Annotated in this window: 18 protein-coding genes; 12 read left to right on the top strand and 6 right to left on the bottom strand. The window is 71.2% G+C overall.

The genetic code is table 11. The features are described 5' to 3' along the window. Positions 1-10: 10 nt before the first annotated feature. A complete protein-coding gene (locus ACWD6N_RS16640; protein WP_387327453.1) occupies positions 11-1,879 on the top strand; it encodes an L-lactate permease in 1,869 nt (622 codons plus the stop codon). 55 nt (positions 1,880-1,934) lie between these two features. On the opposite strand, the gene ACWD6N_RS16635 is transcribed toward ACWD6N_RS16640, so the two are convergent. Continuing rightward, on the bottom strand, positions 1,935-7,394 hold the full coding sequence (locus ACWD6N_RS16635) for an ATP-binding protein (RefSeq protein ID WP_450004967.1): 5,460 nt from the start codon (positions 7,392-7,394) through the stop codon (positions 1,935-1,937). 369 nt (positions 7,395-7,763) lie between these two features. Here ACWD6N_RS16635 and ACWD6N_RS16630 point away from each other — a divergent pair, with 369 nt between their 5' ends. From ACWD6N_RS16630 to ACWD6N_RS16620, 3 genes are all read left to right on the top strand, one after another. Next, positions 7,764-8,504 carry a class I SAM-dependent DNA methyltransferase gene (locus ACWD6N_RS16630; protein ID WP_387327447.1) on the top strand — a complete coding sequence of 247 codons (741 nt, stop codon included), beginning with the start codon at positions 7,764-7,766 and terminating at the stop codon, positions 8,502-8,504. A gap of 230 nt (positions 8,505-8,734) precedes the next feature. Beyond that, positions 8,735-8,857 carry a ribosomal protein bL36 gene (locus ACWD6N_RS16625; protein ID WP_089020301.1) on the top strand — a complete coding sequence of 41 codons (123 nt, stop codon included), beginning with the start codon at positions 8,735-8,737 and terminating at the stop codon, positions 8,855-8,857. A gap of 32 nt (positions 8,858-8,889) precedes the next feature. Then, entirely contained in the window at positions 8,890-9,309 is a 420-nt protein-coding gene (locus ACWD6N_RS16620) for a nitroreductase/quinone reductase family protein (protein WP_387327442.1), read from the top strand. A gap of 62 nt (positions 9,310-9,371) precedes the next feature. Here the strand turns inward: ACWD6N_RS16620 and ACWD6N_RS16615 are convergent, their stop codons facing one another. The 3 genes from ACWD6N_RS16615 to ACWD6N_RS16605 all read right to left on the bottom strand — a co-directional run bounded on the left by ACWD6N_RS16615 (position 9,372) and on the right by ACWD6N_RS16605 (position 12,531). Next, positions 9,372-11,201 carry an AMP-dependent synthetase/ligase gene (locus ACWD6N_RS16615; protein ID WP_450004966.1) on the bottom strand — a complete coding sequence of 610 codons (1,830 nt, stop codon included), beginning with the start codon at positions 11,199-11,201 and terminating at the stop codon, positions 9,372-9,374. A gap of 180 nt (positions 11,202-11,381) precedes the next feature. Then, positions 11,382-11,684: a GNAT family N-acetyltransferase gene (locus tag ACWD6N_RS16610; protein WP_354965697.1), complete on the bottom strand. Its 303-nt coding sequence runs from the start codon at positions 11,682-11,684 to the stop codon at positions 11,382-11,384. A 52-nt stretch (positions 11,685-11,736) separates the two neighbouring features. Beyond that, the gene (locus ACWD6N_RS16605) at positions 11,737-12,531 is read right to left on the bottom strand and encodes a Stf0 family sulfotransferase (RefSeq protein WP_450004965.1); all 795 of its coding nucleotides are present in this window, start codon (positions 12,529-12,531) and stop codon (positions 11,737-11,739) included. A gap of 198 nt (positions 12,532-12,729) precedes the next feature. Here ACWD6N_RS16605 and ACWD6N_RS16600 point away from each other — a divergent pair, with 198 nt between their 5' ends. From ACWD6N_RS16600 to ACWD6N_RS16585, 4 genes are all read left to right on the top strand, one after another. After that, positions 12,730-12,867, top strand: coding sequence for a hypothetical protein (locus ACWD6N_RS16600; protein ID WP_354965695.1), 138 nt, complete (start codon positions 12,730-12,732; stop codon positions 12,865-12,867). Between the two features lie 37 nt (positions 12,868-12,904). Beyond that, entirely contained in the window at positions 12,905-13,948 is a 1,044-nt protein-coding gene (locus ACWD6N_RS16595; protein WP_450004964.1) for a fatty acid desaturase family protein, read from the top strand. Between the two features lie 194 nt (positions 13,949-14,142). Next, positions 14,143-14,955: an RNA polymerase sigma factor SigF gene (locus ACWD6N_RS16590; protein WP_387327429.1), complete on the top strand. Its 813-nt coding sequence runs from the start codon at positions 14,143-14,145 to the stop codon at positions 14,953-14,955. A gap of 85 nt (positions 14,956-15,040) precedes the next feature. Beyond that, positions 15,041-15,634 (top strand): TetR/AcrR family transcriptional regulator, encoded by a 594-nt coding sequence (locus ACWD6N_RS16585; protein ID WP_354965693.1) that lies wholly within the window; start codon positions 15,041-15,043, stop codon positions 15,632-15,634. Here ACWD6N_RS16585 and ACWD6N_RS16580 read toward each other — a convergent pair. Further along, a complete protein-coding gene (locus ACWD6N_RS16580; protein WP_450004963.1) occupies positions 15,631-16,494 on the bottom strand; it encodes a diacylglycerol/lipid kinase family protein in 864 nt (287 codons plus the stop codon). The genes ACWD6N_RS16585 and ACWD6N_RS16580 overlap by 4 nt on opposite strands. A 1-nt stretch (position 16,495) precedes the next feature. After that, positions 16,496-18,061, bottom strand: coding sequence for an FAD-binding oxidoreductase (locus ACWD6N_RS16575; RefSeq protein ID WP_450004962.1), 1,566 nt, complete (start codon positions 18,059-18,061; stop codon positions 16,496-16,498). A gap of 45 nt (positions 18,062-18,106) precedes the next feature. Here ACWD6N_RS16575 and ACWD6N_RS16570 point away from each other — a divergent pair, with 45 nt between their 5' ends. From ACWD6N_RS16570 to ACWD6N_RS16555, 4 genes are all read left to right on the top strand, one after another. Next, a complete protein-coding gene (locus tag ACWD6N_RS16570) occupies positions 18,107-19,633 on the top strand; it encodes a glycerol-3-phosphate dehydrogenase/oxidase (RefSeq protein WP_450004961.1) in 1,527 nt (508 codons plus the stop codon). A 174-nt stretch (positions 19,634-19,807) separates the two neighbouring features. Then, positions 19,808-20,683, top strand: coding sequence for an alpha/beta fold hydrolase (locus ACWD6N_RS16565; RefSeq protein ID WP_387327416.1), 876 nt, complete (start codon positions 19,808-19,810; stop codon positions 20,681-20,683). Between the two features lie 83 nt (positions 20,684-20,766). Beyond that, positions 20,767-21,738 carry a pyridoxal-phosphate dependent enzyme gene (locus tag ACWD6N_RS16560; RefSeq protein WP_450004960.1) on the top strand — a complete coding sequence of 324 codons (972 nt, stop codon included), beginning with the start codon at positions 20,767-20,769 and terminating at the stop codon, positions 21,736-21,738. A gap of 127 nt (positions 21,739-21,865) precedes the next feature. Then, positions 21,866-22,801, top strand: coding sequence for a hypothetical protein (locus tag ACWD6N_RS16555; protein ID WP_450004959.1), 936 nt, complete (start codon positions 21,866-21,868; stop codon positions 22,799-22,801). Positions 22,802-22,878 lie beyond the last annotated feature (77 nt).

Raw genomic sequence — 22,878 nt, 5'->3', positions numbered from 1 at the left:
GAGGTGACCCATGTTCGACCAGTTCACAGTCGTCACCGATCCCGTCAGCGACTCCGTCGCGCTCTCGGCAATCTTCGCCGTCCTGCCTCTGCTCACCCTCTTCGTGCTGCTCGGCGTGCTGAAGGTGCGGGCCTGGCTGGCCGGGCTGATCTCGCTCGCGGTCGCGCTGGTGGTGGCGGTCGCCATCTACGCCATGCCCGTCGGGCAGGCCGTGCTCTCGGCCACCGAGGGCGCCGCCTTCGGCTTCTTCCCGATCCTGTGGATCGTCCTCAACGCGATCTGGGTCTACAACCTCACCGTCGAGAGCGGACACTTCGACGTGTTGCGCCGCTCGTTCGAACGGGTTAGTCCGGACATGCGGATCCAGGCGATCATCATCGCGTTCTGCTTCGGCGCGCTGCTGGAGGCGTTGGCCGGCTTCGGCACGCCGGTCGCCATCACCGTGGTGATGCTGATGGCGCTCGGCTTCCGCCCGATCCACGCGGCCTCGGTGGCGCTGCTGGCCAACACCGCGCCGGTGGCGTTCGGCGCGCTCGCCACCCCGGTCGTCACCCTGGCCACCGTCACCAGTGGCGTCAATGACGACTCCCGGCTCACCGTGGACACCCTCGGCGCGATGGTCGGCCGGCAGACGCCGATCCTCGCGGTGGTCGTACCGCTGCTGCTGGTGGTCCTGGTGGACGGACGGCGCGGTATCCGGCAGACCTGGCCCGCCGCGTTGGTCGCTGGCGTGACCTTCGGCCTGGCGCAGTTCGTCGCCGCGAACTACATCTCCGTGCCGCTGACCGACATCGTCGCGGCGTTGGTCTCGGCCGCCGCCGTCGTGCTGCTGATCCGCGTCTGGCGCCCGGTCACCCCGGCCGACCTGGGCCGCGAGCCGGAGGTGGCGAGCGTGCCGGCCGCCCGGGAGCCCGCCGAGGCCGAGCTTGCCGACCCGGGCGCCGTCCGCGCCACGGCCGGCCGCCGCTCCGGTACGACCACCGCGGCAGTGCCGTCGCTCGATGGCCCGGGCGGCGAGTCGCCGCCGGGGGACCCGTTCGTCTCGGACGACGCGCCGGGGGAGGATCGGCATTGGACGGCGGCCGATGCCGGGGCGGGCCACACCCGAGCGGCCGCTCCGCGGCTCGCCGACACCCCCGCGGAGGTGGCCCGCGCGTACGCGCCCTACCTGATCATCATCGCGATCTTCTCGATCGCCAACCTCGGGGTGGTGAAGGACGTCCTGGCGAAGGAGCCGTGGACGGTGAAGTTCGCCTGGCCGGGCCTGGACATCCTGGGCGGGAACGGCAATCCGCTGTCGTCGGTTACGTACACCCTCAACTGGCTGCCCGCCGCCGGCACACTGATGATCCTCGCCGGGGTGCTCACCGCGTTGGTGCTGCGGGTCTCCGTCGGCCAGGCGCTGCGAGCCTACGGGCGTACCTACGTCGAGCTGCGGTACGCGATCGTCACCGTCATGGCGGTGCTCGCCCTGGCGTACGTGATGAACCAGTCCGGGCAGACCAACACGCTCGGCGCGTTCCTGGCCGCCGCCGGTGGGGCGTTTGTCTTCCTCTCGGCGATCCTCGGCTGGATCGGCGTGGCGGTCACCGGCTCGGACACCTCGGCCAACGCGTTGTTCGGGGCGTTGCAGGTGGAGACGGCGGCGCGGGCCGGGCTGGACCCGGTGCTGCTGGCGGCCGCCAACTCCTCCGGCGGGGTGCTGGGCAAGATGATCAGCCCTCAGAACCTGGCCATTGCCGCCGCCGCGGTCGGCATGGCGGGCCGGGAGGGGGAGATCTTCCGCAAGGTGTTCGGCTGGAGTCTGCTCCTGCTGTTGTTCATGTGTGTGCTGGTCGCGCTCCAGGGCTCGCCGGTCCTCGGCTGGATGGTGCCCTGACCCCCGCCCGGCAGGTGGGGCCGTCCCCCGCGAGGGGACGGCCCGCACCGGCCGGCTAGCGCAGACGGGACTCGATCGCGTCGATGATGCGCGGACGCAGTTCGGCGGCGCGGACCACCGCGTCCACAGAGCCCACCTCGACGGCGCGCTGGATGTTGTGCACGCGGTCGAACTCGGTGGCCACCTCGCCGAGCTTCTCCGCGCGCACCGAGGAGCGCAGCTCGTCGAGCTCCGCGGTCAACGCGGCGCGCTCGGTGCCGGCCGCGGCCGCGACCCGGGCCTCCAGGGCCCGTACGCGAGGGTCGGCCGCCGTGCGGGCGTTGACGTCCCCGGCGAACACCACGGCGGCGGCGGGAGCGCCACCGAGCACCGAGGCGAACGAGCCTTCCAGCGCGAGCACCGTCATGTTCGGGTTCAGCGCCTTCGAGAACACCACGAACGCACCGCCGTGGTACCGCGAGATCACGCAGAAGACGATGGGCCCCCGGAAGTTGACGATCGCCCGGCCGATCTCGGCCCCGTACTCCAGTTGCAGCTTGCGCATCGACTCCGGTGAGCCGTCGAAGCCCGACAGGTTCGCCAGCACCACCAGCGGCCGATTGCCGCTGGCCGCGTTGATCGCCCGCGCGGCCTTCTTCGACGACCGCGGGAACAGGGTGCCCGCGGTGTAGGTGTCCGGGCCGTCGGTGGGCGGGAAGCCGCGCCGCGGCACCGATCGTGACTCGATGCCGAGCAGGCACACCGGGATGCCCCCGAGGTGCACGTCCTGCACCACCGCGGTCTCCGCGTCGGCCATGCCCGCCCAGCGTTCCAGCACCGGGTGGTCCTGGTCGGAGAGCGCCCGCATCACCGTTCGGATGTCGAACGGCTTCTTGCGGTCCGGGTTGGACTCGGCGGAGAAGATCTCCCCGACGGTGCTGAACGCGCTGCCCGCCACGTCGTGCGGGAAGGCGGAGATGTCGCGGTCCACCGGGTCGGTGGTGGTCGCCCGCCGGGGCGCGTCCTCGCCGGGCGCGACGTACGTGTGGTCGTAGTGCGACATCAACACGTCCCGCGCGGCGGTCAGGTTCGGCGCCCAGTACTGCGCCTGCCCGTTCGGCCCCATCACCCGGTCGTAGCCGCCGATGCCGAAGTTGTCCTCGGCGGACACGCCACCGGAGAAGTCGAGCGACTGCTTGCCGGTGAGCACCATCGCCGACTCCGGTGTCATCACCAGGACGCCCTTGGTATGCATGAGCATCGTCGCCTCGGCGTTCCAGTACGGCTGCGCGCCGACGTTGATGCCCGCGACGACAATGTTGATCTCACCGCCGGCCTGGGTGAACTCGACGATCCGCTTGAGCGCCGCGGCCACCCAGTCCATGTTCTCCGTACCCGAGGTCATGGAGATCCGGGCTCCGGCGGACAGCGCCCACCACTCCAGCGGCACCCCCATCCGCTCGGCCAGGTCCAGCGCGGCGATCACCCGGCGGCACTCCGGCTCCGACAGTGCGCCCAGCGACTTCGTCGGGTCGCCGAGCAGCACGACCCGGGTGACACCCTGCGGATGCCGCACGGTCGGCGTGGTGACCACCCCGGCGACGATCGCGGCGCCGTTGCGCCCCTTCGGCCGGTCCACCGGCACCAGCGCGTGGTCGTCGTCGAGGTCGTGCTCGACGAAGTCACCGAGCCGGCCGGTCAGCTCGTACGGGTACACCGTGTTGCGGCTGCTCGCGCGCAGCACCTTCAACCGGTACTCGTCGAGCGGCTCGACCGGCTCCACCGGCGGCGCGCCGATGGCCAGCTCCGCGCCGCCCGCCGTGTCGAAGGAGATCCGCACGGCGATCTTGGTCAGCTCGCCGGTACGCCGGTCGCGCTGCCGCGCGATGAACAGGATCTCCTCCAGCCCGGCGCCCGCGGTCGTCGGGCGCACGCGCCCGGCGATCATCTCCATCTCCTCGCGGGTCAGCTCGCTCGGCGGCCAGACGTAGATCACGATCCGGTTGGTGTTGAAGCGTGTCTTCGACGGTCGCCGCGACTGGGCGCGGCGGATCGAGTCGAGGCACGCCGCGACGGCGTCCTCGGTCGTCGGCAACGCGACCAGCCGGCCGTCGTGCTCGCGCAGCTCGGTCAGGTCACGCACCTGCGCGAACGCGACGAGGCGCTCGTCCGCCCGGTTCTCCCGCGCCACGGCCTGGAAGAGGTAGACCTCCTCGTCCGACGACGGCAGCCGGGTCAGGTCGAACTGGTGCAGCCGCTCCAGCTGCATCCGCTGCGCGATGTACGGGTGCAGGCCGCGGATCAGCCGGTCCTCGGTCATCCCTGGGCCGGACGGGCGGAAGGTGAAGTGGTGGTGCATCACCGCTCCGCCGCGACCCGCGACGGTGGTGGTGAGCCGGCGGACCTGGGGCGGCAGCGGGTGCGCGGTGATGACCTCGAGCAGCGCCTCCACCATCGCGTCGAAGTCCTCCGGCTGGTTCTCCCAGCCGAGGTAGATGTCGGCGTCGACGGCGTCCTCGCCACGTGCCAGCTCGGCGAGCCCGCGCAGCGCGCTGCCGAGCGCGTCGAAGCTCACCGCGGCGGAGACCACGCTCGAGTCCGCGCGCTCGGCGACCACGAACGCGCAGCCCGCGACGTCGCTGCTGCGCACGCTGGTGAGCGCCTTGTTGCCGTAGTACCGGCGGGTCAGCACCTCCAGCATCACCGCGTTGTCGAGGTGATCACGGACGAGCCGCTGGCCGAGCAGCCGTACCAGGGGCTCGGTGCTGCGTACCATCTCCGCGATGCGCTCGGTGCGGTCGGCCGCATCCGGGTGCGCGTCCAGGTGCCTCAGGTGCCCACGGACCTCGGCGTAGACGCGGGCGCGGTTGCGGCGCAGCAGCGGCTGGGCGAACCAGGCGAACACCACGCCACGGGCGAGGTCGGCGACCGCGGGGAAGCGGACCTGAGTCGCCGCCACCAGCCGCTCCAGCGCGAGACCGGCGGGCTCGCGCAGCGTCTCGTCCGGCGGGGTCTCCCGCAGCCAGGAGCGCAGCAGCGCCGCGACGACCGCGGCGTCGGCGGTCGCGCGTTGCTGGGCGAGGAAGATCCGGAACACGGCGGCTTCGAGCTGGGGCGAGCGCTCCAGGTCGGTGACGCCGTAGTGCCCGAGCGCCTTCGCGAGCTTGCCCTGGAAGGAATCGGGCAGAGCGGCCCGCTCGACGTCGAGGCTCTGCAGGTAGGTGTGCAAGTACTCGCGGGCGCTGCGGACGTGGGCGCCGCCGTCCTCACCCGTCGGCCGGTTGCGGCTCAGCTCGGTGAGGTCGGCGAACACGTCGACGAGGTCGAGTTCCTCGGCCAGTGGCCGGTGGCCCGCCTCGGTGGCCTCCCGCCGCGCGGTGAGGTAGTCGTCGAGCACGCGACGGTCGTCGTGCGGGTCGACGTCGAAGCCGAGCAGCAGGCCGCGCAGGTCCTCCTGGCCGCGCCGGCTACGCAGGTACGCCGGAACCTCCTCGGCGGTGGCGGGAAGGTCCAGCTCGACGGAGCCGGCCGTCGGGTCGTCCGTGGTCTCGTCGGCGTCGTCGGCGAGGGGCTCCAGCCGCAGCAGGGGCGCGCCGGCCTCCACCTGGCTGCCCACGGAGACCGCGCACTCCTTCAGCCGCGCCTTGAACGGCGCCCGCAGCACCGTCTCCATCTTCATGGCTTCCAGCACCAGCACCGGCGCGCCCGCCTCGACCTCGGCGCCCACCTCCAGCGGCGTGGCGACGACCAGCGCGGGCATGGGGGACCGGACGACGCCGCCCTCGTCGCGGCTGACCCGGTGCGTCACGCCGTCCACCTCGACCAGGTGGGTCGGCCCGTGCGTGCCGGTCAGCAGGCGGTACCGGGCGCCGTTGACGACGATCTGGCCGGTGTGGCGGTCGAACCGGTCGAGTTCGACGTCGGCGGTGCGCACCGCGGCGCCCACCTCGATGCCGACGCGGAACCGGTGCGCGCCGACCCGTGCCACGCGCATGCGGTAGGTGACCCCGCGCAGCTTGAGGTCCAGCGGCCGGCCGCTCTGGTGCTGCACCTGGGGGCGCCCACCGGACGCCGTCGACAGCAGGCGCTGCCGCTCGACGCTCTCCTCCTCCTCGTACGCCTCGATGGCGGCGGCCGCCAACGCGACTCCGGAGTGCCGGTGCGCGACGAGTCGGCCCTCGCCGCGGACACGGTCGATCCAGCCGGTGTCCGCGCTGGCGTCGATCACCTCGGGCTGGTCGAGCAGGTCGAGCACGAAGCTCTTGTTCGTCGCGCCGCCCTCGATGATCACCGTGGTGTTCGCCATCGCCCGGCGCAGCTTGCCGAGCGCCTCGGCACGGTCGCGGCCGTACGCGATGATCTTCGCGATCATCGAGTCGAAGTCGGCCGGGATGGTGTCACCCTCGCTGACGCCGGTGTCCACCCGGATGCCCGGGCCGCTGGGCAGGTCCAGCCGGGCGATGCGGCCCGGCGACGGCGCGAAGTCGCGGTCCGGGTCCTCGGCGTTGAGCCGGGCCTCGATGGCGTGCCCGCGTTCCACCGGTGGCTCGCCGTCGAGCCGGCCGCCCGAGGCGACGTGCAGCTGCGCCTTGACCAGATCGAACCCGGTGGTCAGCTCGGTGATCGGGTGCTCGACCTGAAGCCGGGTGTTGACCTCGAGGAACGCGAACAGTTGATCGCCGGGGTGGTACAGGAACTCGACGGTGGCCGCGCCGCGGTAACCGACCGCCAGGGCGAGCCGCTCGGCCGACGTCTTGAGCTCGGCCGCCTGCGCCGGGCTGAGCACCGGCGACGCCGACTCCTCGATGACCTTCTGGTTGCGTCGCTGGACCGAGCAGTCGCGGACCCCGAGCGCCCAGGCGGTGCCCTGCCCGTCGGCGATCACCTGGACCTCGACGTGCCGGGCCCCGGTGACCAGGCGCTCCAGGAACACGATGCCGCTGCCGAACGCCCGCGCCGCCTCCTGGCTGGTGCGCTCGTACGCGTCGTCGAGCTCCGCCTCGCTGGTGATCACCCGGATTCCGCGCCCGCCGCCGCCCGCGGTCGCCTTCAGCATCAACGGGTAACCGATCTCGGCCGCCGCCGCCCGCGCGGCGGCCAGCGTCTCGACGGCGCCGCGGCTCCACGGCGCGACCGGCACACCGACCTCCTCAGCGATCAGCTTCGAGCCGATCTTGTCACCGAGCTGGCGCATGGCTTCCGCGCTCGGCCCGACGAACGTGACGCCGATCTTCTCGCACAGCTCGGCGAACGCCGGGTCCTCGGCGACGAAGCCCCAGCCGACCCACGCCGCGTCGGCGCCGGTCTCGGTCAGGGCGCGCTCCAGCACCGCGAGATTGAGGTACGGGCGGGTGGACGCCGGACCGAGGTCGTAGGCGATGTCCGCCTCGCGCACGAAGGTGGCGGTACGGTCGACGTCGGTGTACAGGGCGACCGTCTCGATCCGGACGCCGGTCTCCGCGGCCAGCTCTCGGACCGCGTGGATGAGGCGCATGGCTGCCTCACCACGGTTGACGATGGCGACACGGTTGAACACCCGACTGACCCCTTTGGTAGACCATGATCTGCTCGCGGAGAGACGACGGCCCCCGCAGTGATCACCCTTCCGTCTGACGGCTGGCAGCGCCATGACGCAATCACCGAACCACCCGCCCCTCATTTGTAGGAAACCACCAAAAGTTTTTGGCTGCCACGCGGCATCAGGGCGGAGACCCTCGGCGGTGATGGCATTCACGCCGCATCGTGTCCGCGTGATGACTGAGAGTAGGGAGAATGCTCCGGGCCGGGACGCGTGCGTCAGGTCGGCCTGGTCGACGGAGCTGCGGTTTGATCGGCCGGAACACGGGCACGTGCTGCGGGCGCCCGCCCGCCACTGAGCTCGCCACCGCGATTGAGGAGGCACGGTTTGCCGTTCGACGCGAGCGAGTACGGCCGGCACGTGCCGGCCGACGTCTACGACGAGGCCTTCGCGCACCTGGATCCGACGGCGGCGGTCGAGCGGCTCGTGGAACTCGCGGACGGTGGTCCGGTCTGCGAGTTCGGGGTGGGCACCGGTCGGCTGGCACTGCCACTGCAGGAACGCGGTCTGACCGTCGCCGGTGTGGAAGGGTCCCCGGCGATGGCCGCTCGACTGCGGGAGAAGCCGGGTGGGGAACGGATCGAGGTGGCCATCGGCGACTTCGCCGCGACCCGGGCGCCGGGTGAGTTCGCTCTGGTGTTCCTCGCGTTCAACACGATCTTCGCGCTGCCGGACCAGGCCGCGCAGGTCGCGTGCTTCCGCAACGCCGCCGCGCACCTGCGTCCCGGTGGTCGCTTCGTCGTCGAGGCATGGGTGCCGGACCTGGCCGCGTTCCGGGCCGGCGCGGCACTGCGGCCGGTCCGGGTCGCGCAGGACACCGTCATGCTGGAGGCCGCTCTGCTGCACCCGGCGGAGCAGCGGATGACCACCACCAAGATCCGGCTCACCGGGACCGGGGTCGACCTGCTTCCCGCGAACCACCGTTACGCCTGGCCCGCCGAACTCGACCTGATGGCCGAACTGTCGGGCATGGCCCGGGAACACCGGTGGGAGGACTGGGCGGGCCGGCCCTTCACCGACGGCAGTCGCGACCACGTGTCGGTCTACCGACGGCCGGTGACGCCATGAGCCGTACCCGCCCCCACCACCGGTGCTGGCGGCCGCCGACGTGCCGGAGGCGAACCGGCACCGACGCGACGAATGAGCGACGACCCGTCGGGTACGCGAGCGGAGCGATGGCAGAACGACCGTGGCGGACCGAAGCCGCGAAGGGGCGAGTGTCGCATCTCGGGTGAATCGCCCCGCTGGTACCGGATCGTCGGCCGGAACCCGGATACGACCAGGGGAGGGTGACTGCGATGAAGGTCAGGAACTCACTGCGCGGGTTGAAGAACAAGATGAACTCGATCGTGGTACGCCGTCGAGGCAGGACTTTCGTGATCAACAAGGCCGACCGGCGTCAGAAGGCCCGGCAGGGCTGAGGGCGGGTCCTGACGTGTCCTGGCTGGCCGGGATGCCTCGCGCGCTCCAGCAGCGCCTGATCAATCCGATCGTCCGGCGCGCGTGGAACTGGAAACTCCCGATCCCCGGCGATGCCCTGCTGGAGACGACCGGACGGCGTACGGGCCGGCCGCGGTACACCCCGGTGTGTGATGGCCTGGACGGTGACATCTTCTGGCTGGTCTCGCAGCGGGGACGCCGTGCCGACTGGGTGCGAAACGTCGAGGCCGATCCCCGCGTCCGGGTGAAGGTCGGCGGCGGACCACGCGCACGCTGGCGGGCCGGGACGGCGCGGATGGTCGAGGACGATGACCCTCGTGAGCGCCAGCGGATGCTCGGGAGGAGCAGCTTCGTGCGCCGGCTCTGCGTGCGCACCTCGAAGGCGATGAACGCGAGCCCGCTGACGGTACGCATTGATCTGGACTCACCCTGATCCTCGCCGGCGCGGCGGGCCGGAGAGCCCGCCGCCCCGGCGCTTCGGGGCGGGTCGCGGGGTCAGTGGCCGTGGTAGAGGGCGTCGACATCGGCGGCGAAGTGTGACTCGACCACCGCACGCTTGATCTTGAGGGTGGGGGTGAGTTCGCCGTCGTCTTCGGTGAGGTCGCGGGGCAGGATGCGGAACGTTTTGATCCTCTCGGCCCGGGACACCGTCCCGTTGGCCTCATCGACGGCCACCTGGATCTCCCTGCACAGCTCGGGGCTGTCTCGTAGCTCCGCTACCGACGCGCCGGAATGGCCGTGGCCGGCTGCCCACCGCCTCCACTCATGTTGGTCGATGGTGATCAGCGCCGCGACGTACGGCCGGTCATCACCGATCAGGACGCACTGACTGACCAGGGGATGGGCGCGGATGCGTTCCTCGACCGGGGCGGGGGCGAGATTCGTTCCCGCCGCCGTCACGATGATCTCTTTCGTACGGCCGGTGATGCGCAGGTAGCCGTCGTCGTCGAGGCTGCCCTGGTCCCCGGTTCGCAACCACCCGTCCGCGGTGAAGGTGGCCCGGGTCGCGTCGGGATTGTTCCAGTAGCCGGGGAACACCATCTCACCGCGCGTGATGACCTCCGCGTCGTCGGCGATGCGGATCTCCACGCCGGGTATCGGGCGACCGACCGTGCCGATCCGCACCGAGGACGGCAGGTTCAGCGTCAACGCCGGTGACGTCTCGGTCAGCCCGTACCCTTCGAGCGCTGTCAGGCCGGCGCCGCGGAAGAAGTGCCCGAGTCGCTCCCCGAGCGGGGCGCCACCGACGATCGCGGTGCGGCAGCGGCCGCCCAGCGCGGCACGCAGTTTCCGATAGACGATCACGTCGAACACCGTGCGCGCCAGCCGCAGCAGTCCTCCGGGGCCCCCTGGCGTGTCCATGGCGTAGCTGTAGCGCACCGCGACGGCGTCCGCGATGCTGAACAGCCATTCCTGGCGTGCGTCAGCGGCTTTCTGCCGCGTCTGGGTGTGCATCTTCTCGAACACCCTCGGCACGGCGAGGATGAAGGTGGGGCGGTGCTGCTGTAGTTGCGCGAGTACGCCGGTCATCTCGGAGCTGTGCACCAGGGTGGCGCGGGTCAGCACCATGCCGACCTGGATCAGGCGGGCGAACGCGTGCGCCAACGGCAGGAACAGCACCGTCGACGCTCCCGGATGCAGCAGCTCCGGCAGCACCGCGGTGGCGTTGCCGATGTCGCAGTAGATGTTGCGGTGCGTCAGCACGCAGCCCTTCGGCCGGCCGGTCGTGCCGCTGGTGTAGACGATCGTCGCCATGTCGCTGCCCGTGACCGCCGTACGGCGGACGTCGACCTGGGCGTCGTCGACGGTTCCACCCTGACCGGCCAGCGCGATCAGGTCACCGGCGTCGATCCGCCACACCTGACGCACGGTGGGCAGGTTGTCGCGCAGGCCGGCGAGAATCGCGGCGTGCCTGTTGGCCTCGACCACACACCCCACCGCGCCGGAGTCGGACAGAATCCATTCCATCTGCTCCGGGCTGGACGTGTCGTAGATCGGGACGGTGACGGCCCCGATGGACCACAGCGCGTAGTCGACGAGCGTCCACTCGTAGCGGGTGCGACTCATCAACCCCACCCGGTCACCGTGCCCGATCCCGGCGTCGATGAACCCGCGGGCGAGAGCAAGCACGTCACCGCGGAACTGCGCGCACGTCACGGGCACGTCGCCGCGTGCCGATGGCTCCGCCGGCCAGGCCGGGGAGACCGGGGCCGGGCGCAGGAACTGCACCGCGTGCGGATCCTGACGCGCGTTGTCCCACACCATGTCCGCCAGGCCCGGCGAGGCGGCCCCCGTGACCATCGGCGCTACCGACATCTCCCGCACGTTCGCCGCACCCCCTCCACCACCGGCGCCCGCCTGGCAACCGAAGCGGCTACGCGGTCATGATGACGGCACCGGCGGGCACCCCGACGGTGAACGGCGAAACAGTCCCGCCCGTGACGTGACGACGCCCCGGGCACGACCTACCGCCCGGACTGGTCGACAGGTCAGGCTGGTGAACCGCTATTTGACCTTGCGAGTCGATCGGGCCACGATGCCCTCGTACTCGGGGTGCTTGACCAGCCATTCGCTGAGGAACGGGCAGAGCGGAACGACGGTCCGGCCCTTGGCCCGCGCGTCGTCCATCACCGCACGCGCCAGGGTCGACCCGACGCCCCTACCCTCGAACTCCGGATCGACCTCGGTGTGGGTGTAGACGATGATGGTGCCGGTCAGCTGGTAGGTGACCACGCCGGCGACCACGCCCGCCTCGTCGCGCGCCTCGAATCGCTCCCGCGTCGGCGCGTCTGTCACGGTGAACTGCACCGGCCCATCCAACCACGCTGGTCAGCTAACCTGCCGGCGCGGAGTGCTGCTCCTAACCATGATCGGGGAGATCCTGCTGTCCGCCAACACCCGACCCGGCCCGGTACCGGTGGATCCACTCACGGTTGAGGTCGTCGGCCTGACGCTGGTGTCGCGGCACGACAGCGCGACCGGCCGGCATGTCCAGGCCGAGGAAATGCAGGATCCCGCGCGTGACGGCGACCATGTCCTCATCGAGGTCCTCGTAGCGGACGACGTGGGGCCGCACGCCGGTCGCGGAGAACCACGCCTGCCATTCGGCGTTGTGATCGTCGATCGTCTGGATGAGGCCGTCGATTCCTTCCCTATCGAAAGTCGGCTCCTTTCCGGTGCGGTCGCCACCACTGATCTCGCTGTTGCCGCCGATGTACCAGGCCTGGGTCTGCTCGGCCCGCAGCCAGGACACCGCCTGCGCCAGCACGTCGTCACGCCGCAGATACACGAACCGGGTACGCCCGAATGCCCGCTCCAGCAACGCGACATCCTGGCCGGTGAGGTCGGGGTGGACCATGCCGAGCTTGTCGACCACCTCGTCGAGCGTGCCCCACATCAGCTTCGCGCCGAACACACCGTTGTCGGTACGTCCGGCGTCACGTGCCGCGCGTACGTAGGCGGCGTAGTCGAAGCCGCCGTCAGCGGTGCGGGGAAGCAGCCACCGCTCAGCCCACAACGCCTCGTCCGGAGCGCGAAAGTATGCCTGCGGGTGGCCGGCGACGCCCGTGGACTCCAGTAACCCCAGGAGCAGCGAACTGCCGGTGCGCGGGGTACCGCAGATGAAGTAGGAATCAACTCGATCGGCAGCGGTCATCGACACAGCGTGAGGTAACCGCGTCGTCGGCTGGCGCACAAGGGATTTTCCGACCTGTTGCTTCCACCTCGTCACGGCCCTCTCTGGCGCAATCCGCCCAATCCCTTCCGACCGGCAGGCTCGTCAGGCGAAACTGGCAGTACGGGAAGCCAGCCGGCGGGGCCGGCCCGAGGGGAGCGCGCCGTGACATCAGGATCGATGAGCCAACGAATCAAGGGCCTGCTCAACAGCCCACGCGGGCGTGACCTGATGCAGAGGGGTCGCCGCCAGGCGGCCAAGCCCAGCACGCAACAGAAGCTTCAACAGCTCATGGCCCGCCTGACCGGCCGCCGTTGAGAAACCTGGCGGACCAGGGGCCAGCGGAGCTGTGTTCATGAGCGACACCAGTCTCGGCGTCGACCGCCAACGAGGCAGTGACTACGCCGACCTGTCCCGGCAGGTCCGCGCAGCGGGTCTGCTCGAGCGGCGGCGAGGCCACTACGCCGTGCGTATCAGTCTTGTCGTCGGTTCCTTCGTGGGGCTGTGGACGCTGTTCGGGCGACTCGGTCAGTCGTGGTGGCAGCTTGGGGTGGCGGTGGCCCTCGCGGTGGTGATCGCCCAGGCCGGGTTCATCGGTCACGATGCCGGGCACCGGCAGATAGGCCGCTCGCGCCGGGCGAACGACCTGATCGGCGTCGTGCACGGCAACCTCCTGACCGGGATCAGCTACGGCTGGTGGGTGGACAAACACAACCGGCACCACGCCCACCCGAACACCGAAGGCATGGACCCCGACATCAGCGTGGCGCCCCTGTCATTCACCACCGACCAGGTCCGGCGACGGCGCGGCCTTGGCGCACTGTTCGTCCGTCATCAGGCGTACCTCTTCTTTCCACTACTTCTGCTGGAGGGCCTGCACCTGCACGCCATCAGCCTGCGGGCTGTCCTCGGCCCGCGCCGCCTGGCGCGTCGACCCGCAGAGGCGGGGCTGCTGGTCCTGCATCTGGGCGGCTACCTCGCCGCCGTGTTCCTGGTCCTGAGTCCCGCGCAGGCGGTCGCGTTCATCCTCGTCAACCAGGGCGTGCTGGGCCTCTACCTCGGCTGCTCCTTCGCCCCCAACCACAAGGGCATGCCGATCCTCGGCGCCGAGGACAACCTCGACTACCTGCGGCGGCAGGTCGTCACCTCGCGCAACGTCCGCGGCGGAAGGTTCCTGGACACCGTGTTCGGCGGCCTGAACTACCAGATCGAACATCACCTGTTCCCGAACATGCCGTGCCCCAACCTGCGTCGCGCCGGGCCATTGGTCCAGCGGTTCTGCGCCAAGCACGACATCGACTACCACGAAACCAGTCTGGGCCGCTCCTGGGCGGAGGGGCTGCGCCATCTGCGGGAGGTCGGCAACCCCGACCCGCGAACCGACGTCGCGGTGCGCTGAGGAGCCACAGCGCCCTCGCGGAAGCTGGGTGGCCATCGACGCCGCCGCCTGCGGTGACGGCACGTGAAGCGTGGCGACTGGCAGCGCCACATCATCCTTTCGGTTAGGTTTCACCTGACCTTTGGTCTAGTCTCTGCTCATACGGTTGGCGCCGACAGGCGGAAATGCGGCCGGTGTGATGCGGAGGAGCCAGCATGATCACGACCACCGACCGGCCCGCGACGACGAGCACCCGCACCGACCACGACGCCTCCGCCGACTCACCCGCCACCGAGCTTCTTCTCGCGATGGCGGCGTTGCCCGCCGACCACCCGTCGCGCGCCGCGCTGCGGGACCGGGCGATCGAGGCATGGCTGCCGCTGGCCAACCACCTCGCTCGGCGCTACAGCGGGCGGGGCGAGCCGACCGGCGACCTGACGCAGACCGCGGCACTGGGGCTGATCAAGGCGGTGGACAAGTTCGACCCCTCCCGTGGTGTCGACTTCGCCGGTTACGCGATCCCCACGATCGTCGGGGAACTCAAGCGCCACTTCCGGGACCGCACGTGGGACATCCGGGTGCCCCGCCGGCTGCAGGAGATGCGGCTGGCGATCTCGGACGCCAACAGCACCCTTCTGCAGACGTTGGGTCGGTCGCCGACGGTCGCCGACATCGCCGCCCACCTCGGGCTCACCGAGGAGCAGGTGCTGGAAGGGCTGGAGGGCGCACGGGCGTACAACGCCGTGTCGCTGTCCACCCCGGTCGGTGACGGTGAGCGCGGCACCGAACTCGGCGAGATGCTGGGCGGCGAGGACGGCGAGTTCGCCCTGGCCGAGCTGCGGGTGGCTCTCGGCCCGGCGCTGGCCACGCTCGACGAGCGGGAGCAGAAGATCCTCACCCTGCGCTTCTACGGCAACCAGACGCAGAGCGAGATCGCCGACCAGGTTGGTGTCTCGCAGATGCACGTGTCCCGCCTGCTCGCCCGCGCGCTCGCCAAGCTGCGCACGCAGCTGGTCGACGCCTACTGACCACCGCCAGTTCCCGGTGCCCGCGTCATCCGTGGCGCGCGCGTCCGCGTCCGGGGCCACCTCGCCCCTGTGATAGACAGTCGGCGTGGTGGAGGTGAGCCAGTCCGGCGAGCGCAGCGTCGACGACACGGTTCTCGACGCTGCCCGGGACTGCGTGCTGGCGTACGGCGTCCGTCGCACGACGATGACGGACGTGGCGCGACGCGCCAGCGTCTCGCGGATGACCGTCTATCGGCGCTGGCCGGACGTGCAGTCCCTGATCGGCGACCTGATGAGCCGGGAGTGGCATCAGGTGCTGATGGCGGCCGCGGACGTCGAGACCGGCGGTTCGGCGCGGTCCCGTCTGGTGTCGCGGGTGGTCGCGGTGGCGGGGCAGCTACGGGACCATCCGCTGCTGTGCAAGATCCGTGACGTCGACCCGGAGGTGCTGCTCCCGTACCTGCTCGACCGGCGGGGCAGCGGCCAGGACGAGATGCTCCAGTTCCTCGCGGCGGCGCTGGCCGACGGTCACGAGGACGGCTCGATCCGGCCCGGGAGACCCGACGTCATGGCCCGCGCGGTCTTTCTGACCACGCAGTCCTTCGTGTTGTCTGTCCGCACGGTCGCCGACGACGTGCCGGTCGCCGAGTTCGACCGGGAGCTGGCGCTGCTGGTCGACGGCTACCTGCGACCAGGCTAGCCGGCGATGACGCGCAGTGCCCGCGGGCGGACCTCGACGTGCAGCTCGTCGGTCCGGCCGACGGGATCACCGTCGCCGTACACGGTCATCGGACGGTCGGCGCACACGGTGACCGACGTGCCACGGTAGGAGAAGACGTGCCCGCGCCGCACGTGCCGGCCGGTGCGCATCTGTCGCAGCGCGATCGGGAACAACACCTTCGGTGCCTGTCCGATCACCACGACGTCCATCGTCCCGTCGTCGGGCTGCGCCGCCGGGGCGACGTGCAGGCCGCCGCCGTAGTAACCGCAGTTGGCGACCACCACCGTGTAGGCGTACGTCTGCTCGGTCCGGCCGTCCACCATGATCGTGTACCGGGTGCGCGGCCAGCGCACCAGCGCCCGCAGGCCGGCGGTGGGATACACCAGCGGCGCGGGCAGACGCGACCGGTTCGCCAGCTCGTTGGCCGCCGCGTCGACGCCGACGTAGACGCTGCCGACGATGGTTCGTCCAGCGACGCGGAGGACGTCGAGGTGCCGCGGCCGTCCGTGCAGCAGCAGGTCCGCGATCGCGTCCGGGGAGTGCGGCAACCCGAGCTGGCGGGCGAAGTCGTTGCCCCGACCGGCGGGTATGACGCCGAGCAGACCGCCGGTGTCGGCGACCACGCCGGCGAGCAGCCGGATCGTGCCGTCGCCCCCGGCGGCGACGACGACCTCACCGCTCTGCAGCGCCGCCGTGGCGCACTGGCCGGCCTGCTCCGCAGTCTGCGTGTATTCGACCCGTATCCGGGCGCCGGCGGCGCGCAGCAGATGGGCCACCGGCATCAGGCGGGACAATCCTCGGCGTGCGGTGGGCCCGAGGATCACTGCGAAGGACCGCACCTCACGGCACCAGGATGCCGGGATTGAGGATGCCGGCCGGGTCCAGCTGCTGTTTGACCGCCCGCAGCAGGTCCACGGCGACGTCTCCGATCTCCGCGGCGTACCAGGCCCGATGATCCGCGCCGACACCGTGATGGTGGCTGATGGTGGCACCCGCGGCAGCGATCGCGTCGCTGGCCGCCGCTTTCGCCTTCCGCCAGCGGTCGACCGGATTCGCACCGGGAGAGCAGATCACCGTGAAGTACAGCGACGCGCCGGTCTCGTAGACATGGGACACGTGCGCCAGCACCAGGGCGCCGTCCGGCAACGCCTCGAGGATCGCCTGTCGGACCCGGTGGTGCACCTCCGGCAGTGCCGACCAGTACGCCGCGGTCTCCAGGGTCTCCGCGAACGCCCCGGCGTCCAGCAGTGCGTCCCGCAGATACGGGGCGTCGAAGCGGTGTCGCGCCCACTGCTGACCCGGCTCGTCGCCCAGCGGCACGCCGCCGTGCGCAGCCAGCACATCGGCAGCCGCGTCGACGGTGGGAAGGACGTCCGCGCCCTCGTACCCGGCGATGAGCTGGCAGCCGCCGTCGGCGCGTCCGGATCCGGTCGCCCCGATCATGGTCTCGACCTCGTCGGACAGTCGCAGCACCGTGGGTCGCGGCCCGTCCTGCGCCAGCCGCCGTACGGCGTGCAGGCCGTCGGCGAACGACTCGAACCGCCAGCCCTCGTAGTGTGACTGCGCCGGCAGGGGCCGGATTCGGACGGTAACGTCGGTGATGACGCCGAGTGCCCCCTCGCTGCCGAGGAAGATCTGTCGCAGATCGGGACCGGCGGCCGAGGCGGGAGCGCGGCCCGTCCGGACGGTGCCCTGCGGGGTGGCGACCGTCAGCGCCATGACCATGTCGTCGAAGCGGCCGTAGCCGGCCGACGCCTGGCCGGACGACCGGGTGGCGGCGAATCCACCGATGGTGGCGTACTCGTAGGACTGCGGGACGTGGCCGAGGGTGAACCCGTGCTCGGCGAGCAGCTCGGCGGCCCGTGGGGCGCGCATTCCGGCCTGCAGCGTGGCGGTCCGCGACAACGGGTCGATGGCGACGACGTCGTTCAGCCGGCTCAGATCGACGGCGACGTGCCGCGCCGCGGACGGCGTGAGCCCGCCCACGACGGATGTGCCACCGCCGAACGGGACCACGGCCAGCCGGTACCGGGAGCAGAGGTCGAGGATGGACACCACCTCGGCGTGGTCGGCCGGACGCAGAACGGCCTGCGGGGCCATCCGCACCTGGCCCCGCCGATGGCGTAGCAGGTCGGGTGTCGACATGCCCGACGCGTGTCGTGCCCGGGCGTCGTGGGCGGTGACCACGTGCTCGGCGCCCAACGCCCGTCGCAGCGCGTCGAGGACCCGGGCGTCCAGTTCGCAGTCCGGCACCGCCACCTCGGCCAGCGGGACGGCCGGCGGCGGGGGTGTCAGCTCGAGCACCTGCGCCAGCAGCGTCGAAGCGGAGTCCGGTAGCGCCTTCGCGTTCCTCGTGGTGCCCCAACGGGCCCACCCGACGGCCGACGCTTCCCCTTCCATATTCATGTGTGACAGAGTGACATCCAACGTCACTGCATCGCAAGGAGGCGTGTGAAAACCTCGCTGACCGTCTCCCGCCGGGAACGTGACCTCGCCGAGCTGGTCGCCGGCACGTCAGTCGACGTCCTGGTCGTCGGGCTGGGCGTCACCGGCGCCGGAGTGGCGCTCGATGCCGCGAGCCGCGGACTGTCCGTGGTCGCCGTCGACGCCGACGACCTGGCCCACGGCACCTCCCGCTGGAGCTCGAAACTGATCCACGGCGGCCTTCGATATCTCGCGCACGGCCAGATCGGCATCGCGTACGAGAGTGCCGCCGAGCGCCACCTGCTGCTGACTCGCACCGCGCCGCACCTGACGCGCCCGTTGCCGATGCTGCTCCCGGCGACCGCGTACACCAGCCGATGGCAGGCGGGCGCCGCGGGGGCCGGCCTGCACGCCGGAGACCTGCTGCGTGCCTGCGCCGGGACCTCCCGACGGACCCTTCCCGGAACGCGCAGGCTCGGCTCGGCCGAAGCGGGCGCGATGGCACCCGCCCTGCGTCCGGCCGGTCTCCGCGGAGCACACCTGTCCTGGGACGGCCAGCTCTGCGACGACGCTCGACTCGTCGTCGGCCTCGCGCGCGCCGCCGCGGAGCACTCCGCCCGCATCCTGACCCGCTGCCGGGCGATCAGCCTGCACCGGGAGGGCGCCACCATCGAGGACACCCGCACCGGCACGCGCATGCACGTCGCCGCCCGCGCGGTCATCAACGCCACGGGCGTGTGGGCCAGCAGCCTGACCCCACACGTACGCCTGCGCCCGTCACGGGGAACCCACATCGTCCTGTCCGCCGCCCGTCTGGGCGGACTCTGGGCCGGCCTGACCATCCCCGTCCCCGGCGAGTTCACCCGCTACGTCTTCGCCCTGCCCCAGACCGACGGCCTGGTGTACGCCGGACTCACCGACGAGCCGGTGAACGGACCGGTCCCCGACGTGCCGCGACCCACCGACGCCGACATCGCGTTCCTGCTCGACGTCCTCAACAGCGTCCTCGACCAGCCGCTGCGACCCACCGACGTCCTGGGCGCGTACGCCGGGCTGCGACCTCTGTTGGACGCCGGTGACAGCCGAACCGCCGACCTCTCCCGCCGGCACGCCGTCATCGACGACCCCGACGGGATCATCAGCGTGATCGGCGGCAAGCTCACCACGTACCGCCGGATGGCTCAGGACGCCGTCGACACCGCCATCCGTCAGCGCCGCCTCGCGGCCGGCCCCTGCCGCACCCGCCGCCTCCCGCTGCCCGGCGCGGCGAGCAGAACACAGCTGGCCCGGGTCCCCGCGCCACGCCGGCTCGTCCACCGGTACGGCACCGAGGCCGTCGACGTCCTGGCCGAGGCGCCCACCGAACTCCGGCAGCCGATCGGTCCCGACATCCCGGTCACCGGCGCGGAACTGCTCTGGGCCACCCGGCACGAACTCGCCCTCACCGTCGACGACCTGCTCGATCGGCGCACCCGCATCGGTCTCGTTCCGGCGCACCGCGAGGCCGCACTGCCCACGGCGCGAGACGTCCTCGCACTGGCCGCCGAGGGGTGACGGGGGAATTTCGCCGGTGGTCCGACCATCGCCTCTTCTCCTGCTAGCGTCGTTTTTGCCCGGGGAGCTTCCGTCAGCGGTCCACGCCGCCTGAGCCATCAGCCGACCGTCGCGGGTGCCGCCTGAGCAGACCGTGCGACGACGGTCCGCACGAGTCGCGGGGGGTCCGGGGCCATGTTCGAGGGCTTCGAGGAGTTCGACATCCCCACGTCGGGGGCGACGATCCACGGACGCCGTGGCGGAAGCGGGCCTCCGGTCCTGCTCCTGCACGGCATCCCCGAGACGCACCTCATGTGGCATCGCGTGGCGCCGCGGCTCGCCGAGAAGTACACCGTGGTTGTCACCGACCTGCGCGGCTGGGGCGACAGCAGCACACCGCCGAGCAGCGCCGACCATGAGCCGTACAGCATGCGAGCGATCGCCCGCGACCAGGTCGAGGTCATGCGCAGTCTGGGCCATGAGCGGTTCGGGCTCGTCGGGCACGATCGCGGCGCACGGTGCGCCTACCGGCTCGCGCTCGACGAACCGGACGTCGTCACCCGGCTCGCCGTCCTGGACGTCGTCCCGGTCGGCGACGTGTACGACCGGGCCGACATGGCGTTCAGCCTCTCGTACTGGGTCTGGTCCTTCCTGGCGGCGCCGGCGCCGGTGCCCGAGCGGTTCATCGCCGCGGCGCCCGCCGTCCTCGTGGATTTCATGCTGGACACGTGGCCCGAGGTGAAGGACGCGTTCCCGGGCGAGGTGCGAGCCGCCTACGTCAGGCAGTTCAGCGATCCCGCCACCGTCCACGCGATCTGCGAGGAGTTCCGCGCCGCCGCGACGGTGGACTACCAGCAGGACGAGGCGGACCGAGGCAACCGCAAGATCGCCTGCCCGGTTCTGTTTCTCTGGAGTCAACGGGGTCAGGTCGCGAGGCTCTATGACGACCCGCTCGGCATCTGGAGACAATGGTCCGACGACGTTCGTGGCGGCCCGGTCCCGGTTGGGCACTTCATTCCGGAAGAGGCTCCCGAGGAGACCACACGGCAACTGCTGGATTTCCTGACGTAGGGCGGTGACGAGCGGCGGGTGCCGGATGGGCGTCGCAGGCCTATATCGTCACGCTGCCCACCCGACGGCAAGGAGTCACCAGCATGCCCGGACCGATCGTTCCGCTCACGCTCGGCACGTGGCCCACACCGGTGGAGCCGATGCCCCGCCTGGCGACCGCTCTCGGGCTCGGCCGCGACGACCTTCTCGTCAAGAGGGACGACCTCACCGGCCTCGGCGGCGGTGGCAACAAGGTTCGCAAGTTGGAATGGACGGTCGCCGAAGCACTCGCGAACGACGCCGACACGCTGGTCACCACGGGAGCGCCACAGAGCAACCACGCGCGGCTCACCGCCGCGGCCGCCGCGCGCCTCGGTCTGCGCGCCGTGCTGGTGTTCCCGGGCGAACCGGTGGCGGCTCGAACCGGCAACCTCGTTCTGGACGCGTTCCTCGGCGCCGACGTCGTCTTCACCGGTGTGACGGGTCAGCAGGCGCTCGCAGACGCCGCCACGCAGGTCTGCGACCGGCTGCGCTCCGAAGGCGCACGCCCCGCCCTCATCCCGTTCGGCGGGTCCACCGCGTTGGCGGCCCGCGGTTACGCGCAGTGCGGTGACGAGTTGCTGTCCCAGGTGCCCGACCTGCGTACCGCTGTGGTCGCGCTCGGCTCCGGCGCCACGATGGCCGGGCTCGTCGCGAGCCTGGGCCCGGACCGCACGCTCGGTGTCGATGTGGGGGCGCTGGACGACCCCCGGCAGCGCGTCGCGACGTTCATCACCCCGCTCTCGCCGGACGTGCACGCCGACGACCTGCGCGTCGACCGTGATCACGTCGGCAGCGGCTACGCAAGCCTGACCCCGACGGTCAGGGAGGCGCTGACACTCGTCGCCCGGCACGAGGGGATCATCCTCGACCCGACGTACACCGGGCGCGCGATGGCGGGTCTCATCGCGGCGATTCGGCGAGGCGAGATCGGACCGGGCCAGACAACAGTCTTCATCCACACGGGCGGGCTTCCCGGAATGTTCGGGCACCCCGAGATTCCCGCGTTCGCCGAAAGCCTGTCGCCTGAACGATAAGGATCACCGGTCTGCGTCGTGTGGTGGTGGGCGTCGGGGGCGACGAGGCGACCGGACCCGTGGTTGGATGTGCGCCGTGCGGTTGTCCCCTGAACCGGTGTGTTGGTCCGTTGTAGCGGGCGCGGCGGTGGTGCATGTGGTTGGCGCGCTGTCGGACGCGTCGGTCCTCGCGGGGCAGGCGACCGGGGTGGCACTGACCGGCCTCGCGGTGATCGTGTTGCTCGGTGCCGGGCGGGGCCGCGTCGCCGTGGCTGTTGGTGTCGGCGTGCTCGCCATCGACGCCGTGGTGGCGGCGAAGGGCTCGGACGGGCCGAAGTACCTGTCGCCGTTCTATGCGCCGCTGAACGCTCCACCACCGTCCATCAGCGAGGATCTCGCGTGGCTGGGTGAGGCGTTGGCGGCGCAGGTCACCCAGCACTGGCCCGCACTGCTGGGCCTTGCGCTGATCTGCGGCGGATCGGTGGTGACGTTGACCGATCGGGCGCGGACCGACACACGGTGGATCCGTTGGGTCGCGTGGGCCGCCGTCGCCGGGCTGGCCGTCGTCGTGCTCACCCCCCTCGGCGGAGGGGACCCGATTCGCCTGCTGGTCACGCTCGCCGTCCGGTTGCCGACCCTGGTGGCGGTTGCCGCCGGGCTGACGGTGCTCGTGGTGGCCGCCGGGCGGCAGCGGCGGTTCGGCGTCCCGGCCATGCTGGGGGCCCTGCTGCTGACCGCTGCCGTCATCGACGCCAACCTGGCGGCTGTGGCGCCGCTTCGGCCAGTTGCCGTGGCTGAGACGCACTCGTTCAATGATCAGGCTGCGTTTCTTGAACCGGGGATCCGGATTCAGGTAGCGGGTGCGGTGGCGCTGGGCCACGAATCCTCGCCCGGCTTGGTAACGGCACCGCTGCTGGCGCTCGTGCCGATACTTGCGATCGCACTGCTCGTGCTTGCGGCACCGACCTGGGGCCATCGCCTCAGCCGCCGCGATGACAGCGGTGACGGGGCGCACGGCGGGGATCCCGGCGACGGGGATGACCGGCGCGGTCACCACGACGGTCGCGGCCTGGACGGGACCTGACCGCAGGTCGGGAGCGAGCCCGTTCGCGACCGTCGGTTTTCCGGACCCGCGCCCTCGGACCTCGTATCGTGACGATG

Source organism: Micromonospora sp. NPDC005163 (genome assembly GCF_053599835.1).
This window is presented reverse-complemented; position numbering and strand designations above follow the sequence as displayed.

Excerpts from the sequence above, each read along its gene's own strand:
- ACWD6N_RS16640 (WP_387327453.1), top strand. The coding sequence starts at position 11 with ATGTTCGACCAGTTCACAGTCGTCACCGATCCCGTCAGCGACTCCGTC.
- ACWD6N_RS16625 (WP_089020301.1), top strand. The coding sequence starts at position 8,735 with ATGAAGGTCAGGAACTCACTGCGCGGGTTGAAGAACAAGATGAACTCG.
- ACWD6N_RS16620 (WP_387327442.1), top strand. The coding sequence starts at position 8,890 with ATGCCTCGCGCGCTCCAGCAGCGCCTGATCAATCCGATCGTCCGGCGC.
- ACWD6N_RS16605 (WP_450004965.1), bottom strand. The coding sequence starts at position 12,531 with ATGACCGCTGCCGATCGAGTTGATTCCTACTTCATCTGCGGTACCCCG.
- ACWD6N_RS16600 (WP_354965695.1), top strand. The coding sequence starts at position 12,730 with ATGAGCCAACGAATCAAGGGCCTGCTCAACAGCCCACGCGGGCGTGAC.
- ACWD6N_RS16595 (WP_450004964.1), top strand. The coding sequence starts at position 12,905 with ATGAGCGACACCAGTCTCGGCGTCGACCGCCAACGAGGCAGTGACTAC.
- ACWD6N_RS16590 (WP_387327429.1), top strand. The coding sequence starts at position 14,143 with ATGATCACGACCACCGACCGGCCCGCGACGACGAGCACCCGCACCGAC.
- ACWD6N_RS16575 (WP_450004962.1), bottom strand. The coding sequence starts at position 18,061 with ATGAATATGGAAGGGGAAGCGTCGGCCGTCGGGTGGGCCCGTTGGGGC.
- ACWD6N_RS16565 (WP_387327416.1), top strand. The coding sequence starts at position 19,808 with ATGTTCGAGGGCTTCGAGGAGTTCGACATCCCCACGTCGGGGGCGACG.
- ACWD6N_RS16560 (WP_450004960.1), top strand. The coding sequence starts at position 20,767 with ATGCCCGGACCGATCGTTCCGCTCACGCTCGGCACGTGGCCCACACCG.